Origin of the sequence: Hyalangium ruber (assembly GCF_034259325.1) — a bacterium.
Lineage (GTDB): Bacteria > Myxococcota > Myxococcia > Myxococcales > Myxococcaceae > Hyalangium_A > Hyalangium_A rubrum.
The window spans coordinates 1,170,876-1,190,042 of record NZ_JAXIVS010000001.1 but is presented as its reverse complement, the minus strand read 5'-3'; the positions used below and the strand labels follow the sequence as shown (position 1 = coordinate 1,190,042).

The following is a 19,167-nucleotide window of genomic DNA, read 5'->3' as shown; positions in this document are numbered from 1 at the left end:
GCGTGCTCGTCTCAGTAGATGTCGCGCTGGTAGCGCTGCTGCTCGCGCAGCGTGTCGAGCCAGGCCGCCGCGTCCTCGCGGCTCCGGCCCCCGTGGGTGGAGATGATGTCGATGAGCGCCGCGTGGACGTCCGGCGCCATCTTCTGGGCCTCGCCGCACACGTAGAGGGAGGCGCCGCCCTCCAGCCACGCGTACACGTCACGCCCCGCCTCGCGCAGGCGGTCCTGCACGTAGATCTTCTTCTCCTGGTCCCGCGAGAAGGCGAGCGAGAGCCGGTTCAGGCTTCCCTGCTTGAGGGCCTCCTGCCACTCCGTCTGGTAGAGGAACTGCGTGCGGAAGTGCTGCTCGCCGAAGAAGAGCCAGTTGCGGCCCTTCGCCCCTGACTCCGCGCGCTCCTGCACGAAGGCCCGGAAGGGCGCCACGCCCGTACCAGGGCCGATCATGAGGATGTCGCGCTCGGACTCCCGGGGCAGGCGGAAGCGCTCGTTGTGCTCGACGAAGACGCGCACCTTGTCCGTGTCCCCGTTCCGGGTGGACAAGTAGCTCGAGGCAGCGCCCAGGTGGCGGGTACCGAAGGCCTGGTAGTCCACCACCGCCACGGTCAGGTGTGCCTCGGCGCCCACGCGCTTCTGGCTGGAGGCCAGCGAGTACATGCGCGGCGTGAGGCGGCGCAGCGCGCGCACCAGTTCCTCCGCGCTCCACGGCGCCGACCACTGGCGCAGCAGATCGATGACCTGGTGGCTCTTGAGCAGCGCACGGAACGCCTCGGAGCCCTCTGGCGTGAGCAGGCGCTGGAGTTCCGTGCTGCGAGCCAGCGCCGCGTGGCGCTCCAGGAACGGGCGGCTGAGCTTGGTCAGCTCCAGCTCCTCCGAGAGCCACAGGCGCAGCGGCAGGGTGCGCCCATCTCGGGAGACCTCGGCCTCGCCCTGGAGCTTCAGCTCGGCCAGGAACTCGGCGACCAGCTCAGGCGGGTTGTGGGGCCACACGCCCAGGGAGTCTCCCGGCTCGTAGCTCAGGCCGGAGTCCCCCAGGGACACCTCGATGTGGCGCACGTCCTTGAGCGCCCCACGTCCGGTGATGCGCTGGTTGGCGAGCAGCTCGGCCGCGTAGGGCGCCTCGCGGCTGAAGGTCGGAGCGGGAGGGGCGCTCCGAGGCAGCGTCACCACGTTGGTCGTGGCGCGGGCCTTGAGCGTCTCGGTCGCGTGGTTCACCGCCTGGTCGATCCAGCCCTTCGCCACCGGCTCGAAGTCCACGTCGCAGTCCGCCCGGTCGAGCAGCCGCGTGGCGCCGAGCTCCGCGAGGCGCGCATCGAGCACGCGGGAGACCTCGCAGTACTTGGGATAGCTCGAGTCACCCAGCCCCAGCACCGCGAAGCGCAGCTGCTCGAGCTTGGGAGCGCGCTTGCCCAGGATGAACTCGCAGAAGCCGCGCGCGTCATCCGGCGGATCCCCGTCGCCCTGGGTGCTGATGACCACGTAGAGCAGGCGCTCCTCGCGCAGCTCCTTCACCGGGTACTCCCCGGCGCGCAGGGTGCGCACCGTGAGCCCCGAGGACTCCGCATGGCGCTTGAGACGCTCGGCCAGCAGCCGGCTGTTCCCCGTCTGGGTGCCGTAGACGATGGTGAGCCGCGCATCCGGCACCGCCTGAGGCACCGGAGTGGGCGCGGAGGCCTGGAGCGGCGCCTGGGCGGCGACGCCCGCGAGGTAGCCGCTCAGCCAGTGCAAGGTGGTCGAGTCGAGGCCCTCCACCAGGCGGGACAGCAGGGCGCTGCGCTCCTCGCCCAGCAGGGCCTTCACGAAGGGCGAGGTCTGTGGCGACGGCGCCGTGTTCGAGGCAGGCAGGGACGTCATGACGTCTTCTCCTGCGCCGCCGCGATCTGACCGAGCCAGCCCTCCAGGTTCGCGGAGGCGTCGAGCTCGACCCAGCTGAGGTCTCCGTCGCGAAGCTGCGCGTGAAGGGCCCGCCGGGCCTGGAGCGAGGGCGCGTGGACGATGGCCAGCAGTCCCGCCTCCGCCAGCGCCAGCGCCACGTCGGTGTCACCCCGGACGACCGACACGTGCCGGCCCAGGTCGAACAGGCGGCGCTCCAGGGCGAACGCCTGCTGCTCGGCATTCGGAGCGTCCGGCAGGACGATGACGCCGCCGGTCTGGCCGAGCCGCTCGCGCCGCTCCTTCGTCGTGACGAGGGAGCCCGCCGAGGCCTGCTCCGCCTCCGAGCCCGCCGGCCCGAGGATCATCCCCGCCGCCACCGTGTCGTTGGTGAGCGCGTCGATGACGATGAAGGCGCCGGTGTTCCGGTTGGCCTGGTACGGGTCGCAGACCAGGGGCCGCTTGCACACCAGGCGCACCTTGCCGATGTCATTGAGGCCCAGGGCCTCCGCGGAAACCTCGGTCAGGTTCTCCAGGTCCTTGCGCCAGAGGATCTGCTCGACGTGGGCCGGCACCGTGCGCGTGGAGTGCTTCACCAGGTAGCGGCGCGTGTGGTCCAGGGGCTGCTCGCCGAACCACACCAGCATCGCCTCCAGCCGGTGCAGCACCTGCGGCAGGTGCTCGGGGTGGGCAATCACGTCACCCCGGCTGATGTCGACCTCGTCGGCCAGCAGCAGGGTGATGGAGGAGGGCGCGCTCTCCTCCGCGTGCGAGCCCGAGAAGGTGTCGATGGCCGCCACCCGGCTCCGGCGCAGGGAGGGCAGCACCACCACCTCGTCTCCCAGCTTCACGGTGCCCGAGGCGATCTGTCCCGCGAACCCCCGGTAGTCCAGGTGCGGGCGGAGCACGTACTGCACGGGGAAGCGGAAGGGCGCCTCGTCCAGCCGGCGCTGGTGGGGCAGGGACTCCAGCCACGACAGGAGCGTGCCGTTCTCGTTCCAGGGCGTGCGCGTGCTCGGGCGGGTGATGTTGTCGCCCGCGCGGGCGCTCACGGGGAAGAGCCGGACCTGGGTGAAGCCGAGCTCCTTCGTGAACGTGGTGAACTCGGCGCCGATGCGCTCGAAGACCTCGCGATCGAAGTCCACGATGTCCATCTTGTTCACCGCCACCGCCAGGTAGGGGATGCCCAGCAGCGAGGCGATGTACGCGTGGCGCCGCGTCTGCGGCAGCACGCCCAGGCGCGCGTCCACGAGGATGACCGCCGCGTCCGCCGTGGAGGCGCCGGTGGCCATGTTGCGCGTGTACTGGATGTGTCCCGGCGTGTCGGCGGCAATGACCTTGCGGCGCGGCGTGGAGAAGTAGCGGTACGCCACGTCGATGGTGATGCCCTGCTCACGCTCGGCCTTCAGGCCGTCGGTGAAGAGCGAGAAGTCGATCTCCTCCACCTCGGCGCCCGCCGCGGCCTTGAGCCCCTGGGCCAGCGCCTCCGTGGGTACGCCCTCGCGGGCCGCCGCCGCGCGTTTGGCGGTGGCGCGCCGGACCGCGGAGATCTGATCCTCGAACAGGCTGTCGCACTCGTAGAGCAGCCGGCCCAGCAGCGTGGACTTGCCGTCGTCCACCGAGCCCACCACCACCAGTCGCAGCAATTCCTTGTCCGCGTGCTCGCTGAGGAAACGCTGGATGTCGTTCGCGGGTTGCAGTGCGGTTTCCATCAGAAGTAGCCCTCGCGCTTCTTGGACTCCATCGAGCCCTCTTCGTCGTGGTCGATGAGCCGGCCCTGCCGCTCGGACTGGCGGGCATTCACCATCTCGTCGATGACCGCTTCGACCGTGGTGGCGGACGACTCGATGGCGCCGCTCAGCGGGTAGCACCCCAGCGTGCGGAACCGCACCCGCTTCATCACCGGGCGCTCCCCCGGCCGCAGCCGCATGCGCTCGTCATCCACCATCAGCCACGTGCCGTTGCGATCGATGACGGGGCGCTCGGCGGCGAAGTACAGCGGGACGACCGGGATGCGCTCCCGGAGGACGTAGTGCCACACGTCCAGCTCGGTCCAGTTGGAGAGCGGGAAGACGCGCATGCTCTCGCCCTTGTCCACGCGGCCGTTGTAGAGGTTCCACAGCTCGGGCCGCTGCCGGCGCGGCTCCCACTGCCCGTGTCTGTCTCGGAAGGAGAACACCCGCTCCTTGGCGCGGGACTTCTCCTCGTCGCGCCGCGCGCCGCCGAAGGCCGCGTCGAAGCCATGCTCCGCCAGCGCCTCCAGCAGCGCCTGCGTCTTCATGGCGTGGGTGTACTTCTGGCTGGTGTGGTCGAACGGGTTCATGCCCTCGGCGAGTGCCCGGCGGTTCTGGTGAACCAGGAGCCGGAAGCCATGCTGGGCGACGAACCGGTCGCGGAAGGCGTACATGTCCCGGAACTTCCACGTGGTGTCCACGTGCAGCAGCGGGAAGGGCAGGGGCGCCGGGTGGAAGGCCTTGCGCGCCAGGTGCAGCAGCACCTGCGAGTCCTTGCCGATGCTGTAGAGCATCACCGGGTTGGCGAACTCCGCCACTGTCTCGCGGAGGATCTGGATGCTCTCCGCCTCGAGCACCGCCAGGTGGGAGAGCTTCGGGGAGTTACTCATGAGCCGCCTCCGCGGTCAGGGGCAATGCCGGCTCCGCCACGGGGCGGGCGGCCAGCGAGCGCAGCTGCGAGCGCAGGGAGACGACCTCGCCCACCACGAGCAGCGCGGGCGAGGCCACCTCGGCCTCCTGGGCCCGCGTGGCGATGTCGGTGAGCGTGCCTTCAAGCACGCGCTGGTGTTCCCAGGTGCCAGCCTCCACGACGGCGGCGGGCGTGGTGGGCGAGCGCCCTGCGGAGAGCAGCGCGCGCGTCGTCTCCTCCAACCTGCCGCCCGCCATGAAGAGCACCAGGGTCTCCGCGCCGGCCAGGTGTACCCAGTTCGGAGCGCCCTCGGCGCGGTGCGCGGTGGCGAACGTCACCGAGCCCGCGAGGCCCCGGTGGGTGATGGGGATGGCCGCCGCCGCCGGCACCGCCGCCACGCTGGAGACGCCCGGCACCACCTCGTAGGGAATGTCCGCCGCCTCCAGCGCGAGGGCCTCCTCGCCGCCGCGACCGAAGACGAAGGGGTCCCCGCCCTTGAGGCGCACCACGGTGCGGCCCAGCCGGGCCTGGGTGATGAGCAGGGTGTGGATGTCCTCCTGCCGGACCGACTCTCCGCCGCCCTCCTTGCCCACATAGAGGATGCGGGCGTGGGGGCGCGCGTGCTCCAGCACCCCGGGGTGGACGAGGCGGTCATGCACCACCGTGTCCGCGCGCGCGAGCAGCTGGGCCGCCCGCAGCGTCAGCAGCCCCGGGTCTCCTGGACCCGCGCCCACCAGGTACACACAACCTCTACCGCGTCTGCTCATCGCGTCTCTCCCAACGTCTCGATCTCCGTGCGGAGCCGGGCCCACGCATCCCGGCGCTGGCCTCGGGCCAGCCGTCCGCCAAACTCGTCTTCCACCAGCAGGCGCAGCACCCGGCTCCGACCGGGAGTCCGGGGCAGCCGCTCGCGCAGCCATCCGCTCAAGCGCGCGAGCCGCACGTGGTGGCGCGACACCTGCTCCACGAGCTGCCGGCGCAGGGTGCGCGCCAGGGCCGGTGCCAGGCCCGCCGTGGAGACCGCCACGGTGATGGGGCCACGCCGTCCCACCGAGGGCAGGGTGAAGTCGCACAGGTCCGGCTCATCCGCGGCGTTCAGCCAGATGCCCAGCGCCCGGGTCTCCTCCGCCACCGCCAGGCTCACGCGCCGATCATCCGTGGCCACGAAGACCACGGCATGTCCGGCGACGTCACCGGGGACATAGGCGCGCTCCACCAGCTCCAGGCGCCCCTCGGTGGCCAGGTGCCGGAGCGTGTCGGTGGCGGCGGGGGCGATCACCCGCAGCCGCACGCCGGCCTCGAGGAGCTGGAGCGCCCGGCCCTCGGCGATGCTCCCAGCCCCGATGAGCAGCACGCGCTTGCCCTGCAGGCGCAAGCAGACGGGGTAGTCGATGGCGGTAACGGCGGAAGACATGACTCGGTGCGCTCGTGGCTCAGCCCCGGACGTGCAGGCCGCACTCACGGTTCTCGGCGGACTCCCACCACCAGCGGCCAGCGCGCTCGTCCTCGTAGGGCTTCACCGCGCGTGTGCAGGGCGCGCAGCCGATGGACGGGTAGCCGCGATCGTGGAGCGTGTTGTACGGCAGGCTGTTCTCCTGGATGTACGCCCACACGTCCTTGGAGCTCCAGGAGACCAGGGGGTTGAGCTTGAGCAGACCGCCGTGGTCCGCATCGAACTCCACGGCGGCCACCGAGGTGCGCGTGACGGACTGTTCCCGGCGCAGCCCCGTCACCCACGCCTGGCGGCCGGCCAACGCGCGGTTGAGCGGCTCCACCTTGCGGATGCCGCAACACTCCTTGCGCGCCTCGATGCTCTTGCGAAAGGAGAAGTAGCCCTTGCTCGACTCGAGCGCCTCCACGCGCTCGCGCTCCGGGAAGAACGTCTCCACGGTGAGCCCGTAGCGGTTGCGGAGCACCTCGATGAGCTCATACGTCTCCGAGGGCAGTCGGCCGGTATCGAGCGTGAACAGGCGCAGGCTGGGCGCGTGCTTGCTCGCCAGATCGATGAGGACCACGTCCTCGGCGCCGAAGCTCGAGGCGATGGCCGCCTGCGCTCCGAATCGCTGCTCGGCCCAGGCGAGGATCTGCTCGGCGGAGGCGTTCTTCAGCGACTCCGTAGCGGCCAGGAACTCCACCTGGGACGGGGTTTCAGGGATGGGGCGCGCCAGGGACATCCGGGACTCCAAAGGCAAAGCGAGGCCGCTCCCCTCGAGGGAGAGAGGACGGACCGTGCGGGAAGATTCGTCGGCGCTACGCCTCGGAGCGGAGCGGGCTGCTCCCCCGGTCACCGCAGCGGTGCGAGACGGCGGCGGTGGTCGGAGAGAGGAGCAGCATTGACGTCGTCCGTTATAACGGACGGGTATCTGTCCGTCAACGACAGCACGGTCCAGCCCGTTGGAGCGGCAGAAGGGCCGGGGGCCAGGGGAGGAGGCGTTGAGAGGTGAGGGGCTGTTAGCGTGTACCCATGGAAGTGTTTCTCCTGGGGGGCTCGGCGGTCGTCCCGTCGCTGCTGCTGTTTTGGTACATCCGCGCGCGGGACAAGAACCCCGAGCCCCATGGAATGTTGCTGAAGACATTCCTGCTGGGCGCGCTCATCTGCGCTCCGGTCATCCCCTTGGCGATCGGCCTGGAGTCGATGGGGCAGGGGCTGGCGGTGGGCATGTGGGGCGCGGCCCTGGTGCAGGCCTTTCTCGGCGCCGCCATCCCCGAGGAGCTCTTCAAGTACCTGGTGCTGCGCGGGTACGTGTGGCGCAAGCACCACTTCGATGAGCCGCTGGATGGCGTCGTCTACGGCGCCACGGCCTCGCTCGGCTTCGCCACGCTGGAGAACATCCTCTATGTGAACAAGTACGGCCTGGGCACCGCCGTGGTGCGCGCGATCAGCGCCGTGCCGGGCCATGCCTTCACGGGCGTGGTGATGGGCGCCTTCGTGGGCCGTGCGCGCTTCGCCCCGCCGGAGCAGCGCCTGCCGCTGCTGCTGACCGGGCTGGGCTCGGCCATCCTGCTGCACGGCGCCTACGACGCCTTCCTCTTCACCCACTCCAGCTATGCCTTCCTGGCCTTCGCGGTGCTGTTCCTGGAGATCCACTGGGGACGGCAGCTCTACAAAGCGCTCCAGGTCGAGCAGGTGGCGCTCCAGCCGGTGGCGGTGGCCGGGAGCGTACCCGTGGCGATGACGGTGGACGCCCCGCGCCGAAGCCGGCCCCTGCGGACCTTCGGCTCCTGGTGCAAGCTGGGCATGGGAGGCCTGGGCCTGTCGGCCTGTGGCCTCTGGTGGCTGGCCGTGGCCGCCGCGCTCTTCCTCGACACCTCGGGAACTCCCCTGAGCCAGGGCGAGAAGGCGGGGCTGGTGATCGTCTCGCTCGTCCCCACGGGATTCTTCCTGTGGCTCTTCCGCTCGGGACTGCGCGGTCCCTTCGAGGTGGCTTCATCCGTCATAACGGATGGCTGAGGCTTGTTCAGGAGCGGCATCCGTTATATTGGAGGCGCACATGGTGAAAGCCGGACGCTGTTGTTGCCTCACACCTTGTCAGCAGTGACTCGCCGCCTGGACACGAACTCCGTGTCGGAGCGGCTCGAAGTCCATGTTGCACACCCGCGGTAACCCCTCGAAAGCCTCTATGTCTTCGAACGTCTCCCTGCGCCTCTTTGGCGCCGTCCCTCTCTTTCTCGTGCTGTGGCTTGGAATCGGAACCTCCGCCTGGAGCCAGGAGGTGCCTGCCCCCGCGAGCGAGCCTGGCGCCGCGCCGGCCCCCGAGCCGGCACCGCCGCCTCCTCCTCCTCCAGCACCTCCGCCAGCGGAGGCCCCCGCCAACCCTCAGCCCATCATCACCGTCGAGCCCGGGCGCGGCATCGTGGTGAAGACGCCCGACAATCGCTACTCGTTCGGAGTCCGGGCGCGGCTCCAGTTCCGGGACACGTTCCAGCACTTCGAGGAGAGCAACACCAACGAGATCCAGATCCGGACGGTCCGCCTCATCCTCTCCGGCAACGTGCTGTCGCCGGACCTCCGCTACACCGTGCAGCTCGCCTTCGGCGGCAATGACTTCGACACGGGCAGCAGCTCGCCGATCTTCGACGCGTATGTGGACTACACCCGCTTCCGGGACCTGAACATCCGCGTCGGGCAGTTCTTCGTGCCCTTCGATCGCGCGCGCACCATCCGCGAGTTCGCGCTGCAGATGGTCGATCGGCAGATCGCCGTGCGCGAGCTGAACCTGGACCGCGACGTGGGCGTGATGCTCTCGTCCAACAACCTCTTCGGCTTGAAGGAGCTGCTCGGCTACCAGTTCTTCCTGGGCGGAGGCGACGGGCGCAACCGCTTCACGGCGTATGCCCCCGGAGTGCTCTCCACCCTGCGGCTCACCGTGCGTCCGTTCGGCGCCTTCGATGATGACCAGGAGGCGGACCTGACGCGCTCGGCGAAGCCCCGGTTGGCCCTGGGTGTGGCGGGCGCCTACAACTTCCAGACCTCGCGCCGCAACAGCACGCACGGCACGGCCTTCACCGCCGGGACGGCCACGTACACGCATCTCGCCGCGGACCTGGTCGTCAAATACCGGGGCTTCTCGCTGCTCGCCGAGGGCCTGTGGAGGGATGCGCGGGAGGATGTCCTGGAGCGCGTCATCAACGGCACCCTCACCCGCGAGCAGACCCGCTCGGGGCATGGCTACTTCGTGCAGGCGGGCATGATGGTGAACTCGCAGGTCGAGGTGACGGCGCGCTGGGACAAGCTCTTCGCGCGGGGAGCGACGGACCCGCAGCTGGTGCAGCTCGTGCAGACCCAGGGCAAGCAGCTCGGAGCCGGGTTCAACGTCTACCTGAATGGCCACGCCTTCAAGGTGCAGGCCGACTACTTCCACATCTTCGGCTCCGTGGACGGCTCGCGTCAGTTGGCCCGTGTGCAGCTCGACGCCAGCTTCTGACACTTCTGAGCACTTCGCTGGGGCTCCGTTGCACCCGGCCACGGGTTCCGCCTAAGCGGGAGCCGTGAGCACGACCCTGCCGGCACCGGGTGCGCCTCCGGTGGAGCCCGACATCTCCCGCCGCACAGCGGCGCTGGCCCTAGGGGCCCTGGGTGTCGTCTATGGGGACATCGGCACCAGCCCGCTGTACTCGCTGCGGGAGTGCTTCAGCGGGCCGCATGGCATTACCCCGACGCCCGCCAACGTCATGGGCGTGCTGTCGCTCATCTTCTGGGCGCTGTTCATCATCATCTCGGTGAAGTACCTGCTCTTCGTCCTGCGGGCGGACAACCGGGGAGAGGGGGGCATCCTGGCGCTGTTGGCGTTGGTGATGCAGCGGCCCAAGGGCAGCCAGGCGTCGCGTCCGGGACGACCGCTGCTGGTGATGTTGGGGCTGTTCGGCGCGGCGCTCCTGTACGGGGATGGCATCATCACGCCAGCCGTCTCGGTGCTGAGCGCCGTTGAGGGCCTGAGCGTGGCCACGCCCATCTTCAAGCCCTACATCGTTCCCATCACGCTGGTCATCCTGCTGGCGCTCTTCTTGGTGCAGCGGCATGGCACGGGCGGCATCGGCACCGTGTTTGGACCCGTCATGTGCCTGTGGTTCGTCACCCTGGCGGTGCTGGGGGGGAAGGAACTGGTACACAACCCGGCCGTGCTGGGCGCGCTGTCGCCGGTGCAGGGCGTGCGCTTCTTTCTGGAGAATGGGAAGCAGGGCTTCCTGGTGCTGGGGGCCGTCTTCCTGGTGGTGACGGGGGGCGAGGCGCTCTACGCGGACATGGGCCACTTCGGGCGCCGTCCCATCCGCTGGGCGTGGTTCTGCATGGTGCTGCCGGGGCTGATGCTCAACTACCTGGGCCAGGGAGCGCTGCTGCTGCGTGCGCCGGAGGCCGCGCATAATCCCTTCTATCTGTTGGCCCCGAGCTGGGCGCTCTACCCGCTGGTGGTGCTGGCCACGGTGGCCACGGTGATCGCCTCGCAGGCGCTCATCTCGGGGGCCTTCTCGCTCACCCGCCAGGCCATGCAGCTGGGCTACTGCCCGCGCATGGAGGTGGTGCATACCTCGGCGGAGGAGATGGGGCAGATCTACCTGCCGACCCTCAACCGGATGTTGTTGATCGGTGTCTTCATCGTGGTGCTGGGCTTCCGCAGCTCCACCGCGCTGGCCGCGGCGTACGGCATCGCGGTGACCGCCACCATGGCCATCACCACGGTGCTGGCGTATGTGGTGGCGCGCGAGCGCTGGGGGGCGAGCCGGGCGGTGGCCCTGCCCGTGGCGGGGGTGTTCCTGGCGGTGGATCTGGCCTTCTTCGGCTCCAACGCGGTGAAGATCGTCCACGGGGGGTGGTTCCCGCTGCTGCTGGCGGTGGTCATCTTCACGCTGCTGACGACGTGGAAGCGCGGGAGGGAGATCCTCGGGGGCAAGATGCGCGTCGGCAGCATGGACCTGGGGGACCTGCTGAAGAGCCTCGACGGTGTCCACGCACCGATGCGAGTGCCGGGCACGGCGGTGTTCATGACGGGCAGTCCGTTGGGGACACCGCCCGCGCTGCTGCACAACCTCAAGCACAACAAGGTGCTGCACGAGCAGGTGGTGCTGCTGACGATTCTCTCGGAGGACGTGCCGCACGTGCCACCGGAGGAGCAGTTGGAGGTGGAGACGCTGGAGCAGGGCTTCGTACGGGTGATTGCCCGCTACGGCTTCATGGACAACCCCAGCGTCCCGAACATCCTCCAGCGATGCCGGGAGAGGGGGTTGCAGTTCCAGCTGATGCGTACCTCGTTCTTCCTGGGGCGGGAGACGTTGATTCCGTCGAAGAAGCCGGGGATGGCGATGTGGCGCGAGGCGCTGTTCTCGTGGATGAGCCGCAACGCGCGCAGCGCCACGGCGTTCTTCCGGATTCCGCCCAACCGCGTGGTGGAACTGGGCGCGCAGGTGGAGCTGTAGCGGCTACTTCTCGGCCTCGAGCTTCAGCGCCGCGTTGCGTGTCTCCAGCAGGCGCTTCATGTGGCGCGCCAGGAAGAGGCGATCCGCGAGCCAGCCCAGCGGCCCCAGGGGCGCGCGGTGTTCCCACTCGTCCACCATGCGCGTGCCGCCCTCCGTGGGCTCGAAGATGTGCCGGTGCTCGAAGGCGGAGAACGGACCTCGCACCTGGACATCGGTGAAGCGGTGGGGACGTTCCAGGGAGGTGATGCGGCTGCGCAGTCGCCAGACCCAGCCCAGGTGCCGGGCCTGCCACTCCACCTCTTCGCCCAGCTCGATGAGGCCTCCCTGTCGCCCACCGACGATCTTCTCGCCGGTGTCGGCCAGGGAGTGCTGGTGGAAGTCCAGGTCCCGGGAGAGGTCGAAGACCCGCTCCGGCGGTGCGGCGATGAAGGTCTCCAGACGGAAGCGGGCCATGGACGTTAGGTAGGAGAGGGAACCATATCCTCTCCCGTGCCGGCGCTGTACGGGCTGTGGTGCTCTTTCGTCTACGAGGGAAGTGACAGTTTCTGGCGGGCGTGGTGTTTGCGGGCCCATGTCTTTGCCGCGCCACCTGCCATGGCTCCCGCTCGTCCTGCTCCTGCTGCCCTTCGCGGCGGGGGCCCAGGGCGTTCCCTCGGAGGCCAGCGCGCCCCGCGCCGTGGAGGTCGAGGTTCAGGCGGGCGATGGAGGCACTTCGATCTCCTCCGAGGATGCCCGGCGTCTGGGCCTCGTCACCGATGGGGGAGAGGCCCCGCTCGTTCCTCCCGTGTTGCTGGCGGACTCCCCTGCCGCTTGGCCGGAAGGACTGGAGGGCACGCCCGGCGAGGTGACGCTGGAATTGCTCGTGGATGAGCAGGGCGCGGTGGCCGAGGTGAAGGTGGTTCAGGCTCCCTCCGAGCCACGCCTCGCCGAGGCCGCACAGAAGGCCGCGCCCGGCCTGCGCTTCCAGCCGGCCACGCTGGGCGGCGTGGCCGTGTCGGTGCGCCTGCCCTTCGTCTACCGCTTCGAGCCGCCTCCGCCACCAGCCCCGGTGCGGGTCCGCCTCTCGGGAGAGGTGCGGGCCCGAGGTACCCGGCGTCCGTTGGCGGATGCAGCCCTCTTCATCGATGGCGAAGCCACGCCGGCGGCCACTACCGATGCCCAGGGACGCTTCACGCTGGAAGTTCCCCCGGGCGCCCACCGCATCGAGGTGCGTTCGCCCGGCCATCTTCCCGCCACCTTCGAGGAGACGCTCGCGCCGGGACAGACGCTGCAGGTGGTCTACCGGCTGCAGCCCGGCGTGGTGAACCCATACGAGACGGTGGTGCGCGACGACAAGCCGCGCACCGAGGTGACGCGTTTCTCCCTGCATGAGCAGGAGATCCGCGAGGTGCCTGGCACCCAGGGAGACCCCTTCCGCGTCGTCATGCTGATGCCGGGCGTGGGCAGCCTCGCCTCGGGCGTCAGCTACCCGGTGGTGCGTGGCAGCCAGCCGGCCGCCACGGGCTTCTTCCTCGATGGGGTGCGCATCCCCATGCTGTACCACCTGCTCCTCGGACCAGCGGTGGTGCATCCGGACTTCATCGATACCGTGGACTTCTACCCGGGCACGCCCTCGGTACAGTACGGGCGGCTACTGGGCGGCGTGGTGGAGGGCCGCCTGAGCCGGCCTCGCGAGGACCGGCTGCACGCCACCGTCTACGCGGACTTCATCAACGCGGGCGGCTTCGTCGAGTACCCCTTTGCCTCCACCGGCACCAGCATCAGCGTGGCGGGACGGATCAGCTACACGGCGCTGCTCATCTCCACCATGGCCAACGTGCTGAATCTGGCGGAGGACGCCAACCGCACGCGAGCGGGCTTCTGGGACTACCAGGCCCGCATCGAGCAGAAGGTGGGCAAGGGCCGGCTGCGCCTGTTCGCGCTGGGCAGCTCGGACGATGTGGGCCTGTCTCCGGACGAGAAGGTCCTGGACTCGGCGGGAGGCGGAGTCTTCCAGCGCTTCCACCGGGTGGACCTGCGCGGCACGTACCCGGTGGAGGGAGGCGAGCTGGAAGCGGGCATCACCGTGGGACTGGATGGGGCGGGCCTCATCGGAGATGAGACGCGGGTCATCCAGGAGCAACAGCAGGTGGTACGGGTGGGCGAGTACCGGATGGATCAGGCCCTGGTATCGGCTCGGGCTGGCTGGCGGCAGCAGCTCGGCCAGCGCCTGGAACTGCGGATGGGCGGGGACGTGGAACACCGGCGGGCAGCGGTGGTGCTGCGAGGCACCGGCGTGCCCCCCGGCACCCGCCCGGGTGACCCGAGCGATCCGCTCAAGAGTCCCTCCACGCTGACCACCTTCAGCGGGGCCTTCGCCGAGCTGACGTGGAACCCGAGCGAGCGCTGGACGCTGGTGCCGGGGGTGCGCGTGGATGCCTACCACCTGGTGCCCGGGCTCACCTTCACCGGGGTAGAGCCGCGCCTGACCGTGCGCCACGCACTCTCGGAGACGCTGACGCTCAAGGGTGGGGCGGGCCTGTTCCATCAGCCTCCCACGGTGCTGTTGCACCTGCCCGTGCTGGACAGCGCGGGCCTCCGCTATGGACTCCAGGAGGGCGTGCAGATGGATGTGGGCGCGGAGTGGCGACCCTTCGATGGGCTGGAGCTGAGTGCGGACGCCTTCTACAACCCGCTGTCGCGCACGGTGGAGTTCGACCTGGCCGAGGTGGCGGAGAACCGCCGCCGCGCGAGCGTGTCGAGCGAGGACCCGAGCGAGAGCGGCTATGCCTACGGCTTCGAGCTGATGGCGCGCCACCCGCTGGGGCGGCAGTGGTTCGGCTGGGTGTCCTACAGCTTCTTGCAGAGCAAGCGGCGGGTGCGCTTCGACCGCTACGACGACAACAACCGCGTGCTCTCCTCGGGCGAGGCCACGCTGCCCTTCGCCTTCGAGCAGGCTCACGTCCTCAACACGGCCCTCAGCTACAAGTTTGGCAACAACTACACCGTGGGCGCGGTGGTGCATTTCAACACCGGTCGCCCGGAGTCCGGAGAGATCACCTCGCACACCCAGCGTGTGGCGACGGATCCTCAAGGCAACGTCACCTGGGTACGCGCGGATGGGGACCGGCTGGGGCGGCTGCCGCCCTTCTTCCGCGTGGATCTGCGCGCCGCGAAGTCCTGGGCGAAGGATGACTACACGCTGGACCTCTCCCTGGACATCCTCAACGTCTCCGTTCAGTCCGAGGTGTATGGCTACACCTACGGCTTCGACGAGGGGGGCGGGCTGCCGGAGCGCCGGGCGATCAAGATTCCCCTCGTCCTGCCCATGCTGGGCTTGAAAGGAACCTACTGACATGGCGCCGCGACGCGGTCTCATCCTGATGCTGGCGCTGGCCATGGGCGGGTGCGAGCGTTACCCCGAGGATCCCATCTTCGCGTACGGCGAGGTGCAGCGCGCCGATGGCTTGCCTCTGTCCGGCGTGACCCTGCCGGTGGAGCGGACGGTGGAGCCGCTCAACCCGAGGCGGAACCGGCCCCCACCTCCGTTTCAGCCCTATACGGAGGTGACGCCCGGCGCGGACGGCCACTTCACGGTCGAGGTGCTGTCGGGCGACAGCGGCTACTTCATCCAGGGCACGGAGCAGTTCAAGGCCCGCTTTCGCATGTCCACTCCGATGGAGGAGGGGCGCGCCGCCTTCTTGAGCTTCGAGCCAAGCGATGACGTGGAGCTGCCCGTGCTGCGGACCTGGGCCGCGGGGCTCTCGCGGGTGGAGAGCCCGGACGGTGCGGCGCTGGCGTTCTCCGTGATGCCTGCCGCTCCCCAGCTCCCGCCTTCGGGACGGGTGCTCGAGCTCTACAACCCGGATGGGACGGTCACCGATCTGCTCTCACCCGAGCCCGTTCCCATCGTCCAGCTCCTCAGTGGAGGGCAGTTGATCTGGCAGAGGAAGGGAGCCGCTTCGCCCTGGGCGCCGACACCGTGGATGCTGGAGGACTTCACGGCTCCCGAGATGCAGGTTCGCGCGGTGAGCGCGGGCATCTGGAACTTCGAGCCCCTGGGGGGCTTTTCCGGGGGCCTGGAGTTCCGGGTGGAGTGGCGCAGCGAGCGGCTGCCCTGGACGGCGGGGGCCCTTCGGCCGCTGAGTCGCGGAGCCGCCTGTTGGCCCCCCACCGAAGGTGCCTGTCCGTGGACGGATGGGCAGCTGACCTCCACGCTGTTGCGCAGGGAAGACGCCGAGGAGTCCGTCGAGGAGGTGGGCGTGACACTGGAGGCCCCCGCGCGCGTGTCGCGGGTCGTCATTCGCGGGCTGGGCATTCCCCCGACTTCCGACTTCGAGTCGGTGGATCTCGTGGTGATCGAAGGCAGCGAGGATGGCGAGCAGTGGATGCGTCTGGGGAGCGCGGCGCCGTTCCTGGACGAGGGGGCCGATGCGCGCTCCTTCGTCTTTCCGATCGAGCAATGGGCCGTGGACAGCCCCTTCGACGCCCCGCTGCGCACGGACGAGCGCTTCCTGTTTCTCGATGTGCCGCTGGTGGATGCGCCCCCGGTGCGTCACGTCCGGGTCGCTGTTCGCCCGGCCAGTGGGCGCCTGGTGGCGTTGGAGTCCCTGGCCGAGCTGTCCCTCTATTAGCCAGTTGTTGACCGCCGCGCGATGCCGGGGCCGCGAAGGCCCCACGCCACCTCGACCTGGATCAGATAGGTCCGGTCGGTCGAGGACGAGAACTCGAACGAGGGAGCATTCGCGCCGGGGGTGAACCACACCCGACCGCCAAAGTTGCCCTTGCCGCGGTCCTGCGGGGCGTCGGGATCGAGCTTGAACGCGATGGTGCCAAGCTCTTTCTGGTGAAAGCCGATCCGGTCGCCGGCCTTCACGGCGATGGGGCCAGTGAAGAACGTGTTGACCGAGTACGGGCGCGGGGTCACGTAGTCGGTCTTGGCTTGGAGCTCGTAGCTATTGCCATAGGGTCGGTACACCACCAGCGCCACCGGCTGGTCGGTGAGCGCGACGAAGGTCCACGACCGCAGCATGGCGTCGAATCCGATCACCAGGCTGGTATCGAGAAAGTAGACGTCCTGCCAGGTGTCTGCGACGTAGCTGGGGAGTGCGTCGGACGGCGGGAACTCATTGCCGACGGTGTAGGGCTCGAACAGGTGTTCGATCTCCACGCCGGTGATCGGTCCGTTCGGCGACGACGCGAACGCGACTGCGCTCTGACCGCCGCCGTTCTCGCCTTGCGGCTCGTACAGGAACGTGTCGCCGCCGTAGAGCGCGAGCCGGTTGAGTTGCGGCGTGGCGAGCGGCCCCATCGCGATGTGGAACGCCGAGTGGATGTCGCCCCCCTGCCCGCTGCCGTCGACGGTGAACGGCCCATAGAACGGGTGGGTGTAGGTGCCCTTGTAGTCGTCGGCGATGCGGGCGCCGTGCGACGGGCGCGAGGGGAGCGGCTCGTGTACCTTGTAGATCCCGTCCTGCATCATGGCCGCGGCCGTTTGGAGGATCGCGTCGAAGTCGACGCTGTCCGAGAACGCGTCTTCCATGAAGGCGCGGCAGATCGCCTCGGGCACACCGATCGGCTGGCCGTTGGTGAGCACGACGATGCCGGTCTGGCACTGCGGCAGGAGCATCACGGCGGTCGCCGCGCCCAGCTCGAACGCGCCCGAGTGACTCCAGCGAACAGGCCGAGGCGGCTGGCCGTCGCTGCCGTCGGAGCCGAGATCGACGTTCCATCCGAAGCCATAGCCCGTGGACGACGGAAGGTAGGGCTGGTGGGTCAGCGCGAGTTGGGCGCGGAACGCCCCATCGAAGTGTCCGTCGTTGATGAGCCCGAGCTGGAGCCTCAGCCACTGCGCCAGGTCGCGCGTGGTCGAGCACACGCCACCGGCCGGCGACTGGGCATCGGCATTGCGCACCGGGGAGGTGGCTTGCCAGCTCGGATTTGCGGGCAAGGGCGGAGTGCCGGCCAGCGGCGCGGGCGTGCGCTGGTGCGGGACCGCGGCCGTTCCGGCGCGCAGCGCGGCCTCGAACGCGCTGAACCGCGAGCTGGTCGAGGTCATCCCCAACGCTTGGTAGAGCACGCGCTCTGCCAGGACCGGCCAGTCGCAGCCTCCAGCGCGGGCCACGGCGAGCGCGGCGGCGGTGAATCCAAAGTTGGTGTACGCGTAGCTGCTGACGAAGCGTCCACTTGGGGCTATGTGCCCGGGCGACAGCGGAAGGAGGCTCAGCCTGCGCAGGATCTCCTCGTGGCCGTAGCCCATGTCCTCGAGCAGATCGCCGGCGTGATCGGGCAGGCCGCTACGGTGGGCGAACAGCGCTCCGACGGTCACCGCCTGATTGGCCAGAGAGAAACCGGGCAGTTCGCGGGCGATGGCCGCGTCCCAGCCCCACGTAGCGCCATGGCTGAGCTGCCAGGCCGCGATGGTGGTGGCGATTGGCTTGGACAGTGACGCGAGCTGGAACACCGTGTCGCTATTGATCAGCGTCGAGCCGCCAGCGGTGGTGCTGCCGGTCTGCGCGAAGGCGATGGTTTCGTCTGACACGATCGCGATGGCGATGCCGGGTACGCCGGTCAGAGCTTGTGCGCGGCGGGCGTGACCGGCCACGTTCTTCAGGGCGCGATTGATGTCGAAGGTGAGGGTCATGGACGTGCGAGCCTCCGTCACGGGCTTGGGAGACGCTGGTGTATGCGCGACGCGTTTCACTCAGCGTGCGTCTTAGCATCGGCCCAGCCTCCATGCCGACCTATCGAAACTCGGTCGACTCCGTGCGTGGAGGCGGCGGGAATCGAACCCGCCGCTCGGAACTTCTGTCGAGCGCGATCCAACTTGGTCGAGCGCGGTTTCCGTAAAGACTTCCCAGCACGGCACTCCCAAAGAGGGCTTGGGCCATCAGCCGAGAGGGATGGGCCAGCGTGTCTGGAAAGTGAAGAGGAGGACATGCCCGACCCGGACGGCGAGCAGAGGTTGAGCAGGGCCGTCCGGTTACTGCTGGAGGCAGCCCAGCGCGTCTCGTCGGCACGAGGGATGGGCCCCGGGGCTGCCTCGTGCAACCAGCAGCTCACGCTTGGACAGGCCCTCCCCAAGTAACGACAAGGCAAGGCGAGGGCAGCGTTATCGCGACGGTCTGGCCCTCCTCCGCGACAACCCCAAGAAGGCGCTACTGCGGAGCATCCTTGGGGGGAGCTGCTCCCTTGCAATCAATCGTTATCATCAGGAGCTGCTTCTGTAGGACAAATACCACTCCAGGGTTGAAGACGGATTGCGTCCCAGTGACATCAAGAAGCGTACCCACCGCTTCTGGCCCTGCCCTGACGAAATACCCTGGCTGGGGAGTTTGTGCCCTCTCGAGGCACGGCTTTATCGCCTTGGCGTCGTTGCACGAAGTGAGTGACTGCGCCAAAGGTGTACCTGAAGGGTTCTCCTTCATCTGCAAGCACGGCTTTGTGGCCCCGGGGCTACAGGGCTTGAGTTCCTGTTCCATCCCCATGCGAATCACCATGGGCCCGTAGTAGCGAGTCGTCACTCCAGTCATGCTCTGACTGCTGAATTCCAGGAAGCACTGGGACTCCCAACGGGCCGCTGCAGCCACGGCCAGCGCAGGATCTATCTGGAGATTCTCGCCCGGCTTCACCTCTGGCTTCATCCTTTCGGAGCCGCGCCCACATCTTCGTTCGGGGTCGTGCGCACAACTCATGAGGAGCACGACACTCCCGATCAGGTGCAAGGAACGTAGCACTTGCATCCTCCCTTTGAATTGAATCAGGC

Annotated in this window: 13 protein-coding genes; 5 read left to right on the top strand and 8 right to left on the bottom strand. The window is 68.9% G+C overall.

Annotated elements, in window-relative coordinates; translation table 11 throughout:
• Positions 1-11: 11 nt before the first annotated feature.
• Genes SYV04_RS04810 through SYV04_RS04785 form a run of 6 tightly spaced genes read right to left on the bottom strand, consistent with a single transcriptional unit; the run spans position 12 to position 6,685 of the window.
• A complete protein-coding gene (locus SYV04_RS04810) occupies positions 12-1,850 on the bottom strand; it encodes an assimilatory sulfite reductase (NADPH) flavoprotein subunit (RefSeq protein WP_321544393.1) in 1,839 nt (612 codons plus the stop codon).
• Complete coding sequence (locus SYV04_RS04805) at positions 1,847-3,580, bottom strand: sulfate adenylyltransferase subunit 1 (protein WP_321544392.1); 1,734 nt, start codon at positions 3,578-3,580, stop codon at positions 1,847-1,849. Before SYV04_RS04805 ends, SYV04_RS04810 begins: the two co-directional genes overlap by 4 nt.
• The gene (gene cysD, locus SYV04_RS04800; protein ID WP_321544391.1) at positions 3,580-4,491 is read right to left on the bottom strand and encodes a sulfate adenylyltransferase subunit CysD; all 912 of its coding nucleotides are present in this window, start codon (positions 4,489-4,491) and stop codon (positions 3,580-3,582) included. The genes SYV04_RS04805 and cysD overlap by 1 nt, the downstream gene beginning before the upstream one ends.
• Positions 4,484-5,278: a uroporphyrinogen-III C-methyltransferase gene (cobA, locus tag SYV04_RS04795; RefSeq protein ID WP_321544390.1), complete on the bottom strand. Its 795-nt coding sequence runs from the start codon at positions 5,276-5,278 to the stop codon at positions 4,484-4,486. The genes cysD and cobA overlap by 8 nt, the downstream gene beginning before the upstream one ends.
• Positions 5,275-5,925, bottom strand: coding sequence for a precorrin-2 dehydrogenase/sirohydrochlorin ferrochelatase family protein (locus tag SYV04_RS04790; protein WP_321544389.1), 651 nt, complete (start codon positions 5,923-5,925; stop codon positions 5,275-5,277). Before SYV04_RS04790 ends, cobA begins: the two co-directional genes overlap by 4 nt.
• A gap of 19 nt (positions 5,926-5,944) precedes the next feature.
• The gene (locus tag SYV04_RS04785) at positions 5,945-6,685 is read right to left on the bottom strand and encodes a phosphoadenylyl-sulfate reductase (protein ID WP_321544388.1); all 741 of its coding nucleotides are present in this window, start codon (positions 6,683-6,685) and stop codon (positions 5,945-5,947) included.
• A gap of 290 nt (positions 6,686-6,975) precedes the next feature.
• Here SYV04_RS04785 and SYV04_RS04780 point away from each other — a divergent pair, with 290 nt between their 5' ends.
• The 3 genes from SYV04_RS04780 to SYV04_RS04770 all read left to right on the top strand — a co-directional run bounded on the left by SYV04_RS04780 (position 6,976) and on the right by SYV04_RS04770 (position 11,423).
• A complete protein-coding gene (locus tag SYV04_RS04780) occupies positions 6,976-7,962 on the top strand; it encodes a PrsW family intramembrane metalloprotease (protein WP_321544387.1) in 987 nt (328 codons plus the stop codon).
• 169 nt (positions 7,963-8,131) lie between these two features.
• On the top strand, positions 8,132-9,436 hold the full coding sequence (locus SYV04_RS04775; RefSeq protein WP_321544386.1) for a porin: 1,305 nt from the start codon (positions 8,132-8,134) through the stop codon (positions 9,434-9,436).
• A gap of 64 nt (positions 9,437-9,500) precedes the next feature.
• Entirely contained in the window at positions 9,501-11,423 is a 1,923-nt protein-coding gene (locus SYV04_RS04770; protein WP_321544385.1) for a potassium transporter Kup, read from the top strand.
• Positions 11,424-11,426: 3 nt separating this feature from the next.
• Here the strand turns inward: SYV04_RS04770 and SYV04_RS04765 are convergent, their stop codons facing one another.
• Entirely contained in the window at positions 11,427-11,876 is a 450-nt protein-coding gene (locus SYV04_RS04765; RefSeq protein WP_321544384.1) for an SRPBCC family protein, read from the bottom strand.
• A 118-nt stretch (positions 11,877-11,994) separates the two neighbouring features.
• Between SYV04_RS04765 and SYV04_RS04760 the strand changes: the two genes are divergently transcribed.
• Positions 11,995-14,757 (top strand): TonB-dependent receptor domain-containing protein, encoded by a 2,763-nt coding sequence (locus SYV04_RS04760; protein WP_321544383.1) that lies wholly within the window; start codon positions 11,995-11,997, stop codon positions 14,755-14,757.
• 1 nt (position 14,758) lies between these two features.
• Positions 14,759-16,036, top strand: a complete 1,278-nt coding sequence (locus SYV04_RS04755) for a hypothetical protein (protein ID WP_321544382.1) — start codon at positions 14,759-14,761, stop codon at positions 16,034-16,036.
• On the opposite strand, the gene SYV04_RS04750 is transcribed toward SYV04_RS04755, so the two are convergent.
• Positions 16,033-18,045 (bottom strand): serine hydrolase, encoded by a 2,013-nt coding sequence (locus tag SYV04_RS04750; protein WP_321544381.1) that lies wholly within the window; start codon positions 18,043-18,045, stop codon positions 16,033-16,035. The genes SYV04_RS04755 and SYV04_RS04750 overlap by 4 nt on opposite strands.
• Positions 18,046-19,167: the final 1,122 nt, after the last annotated feature.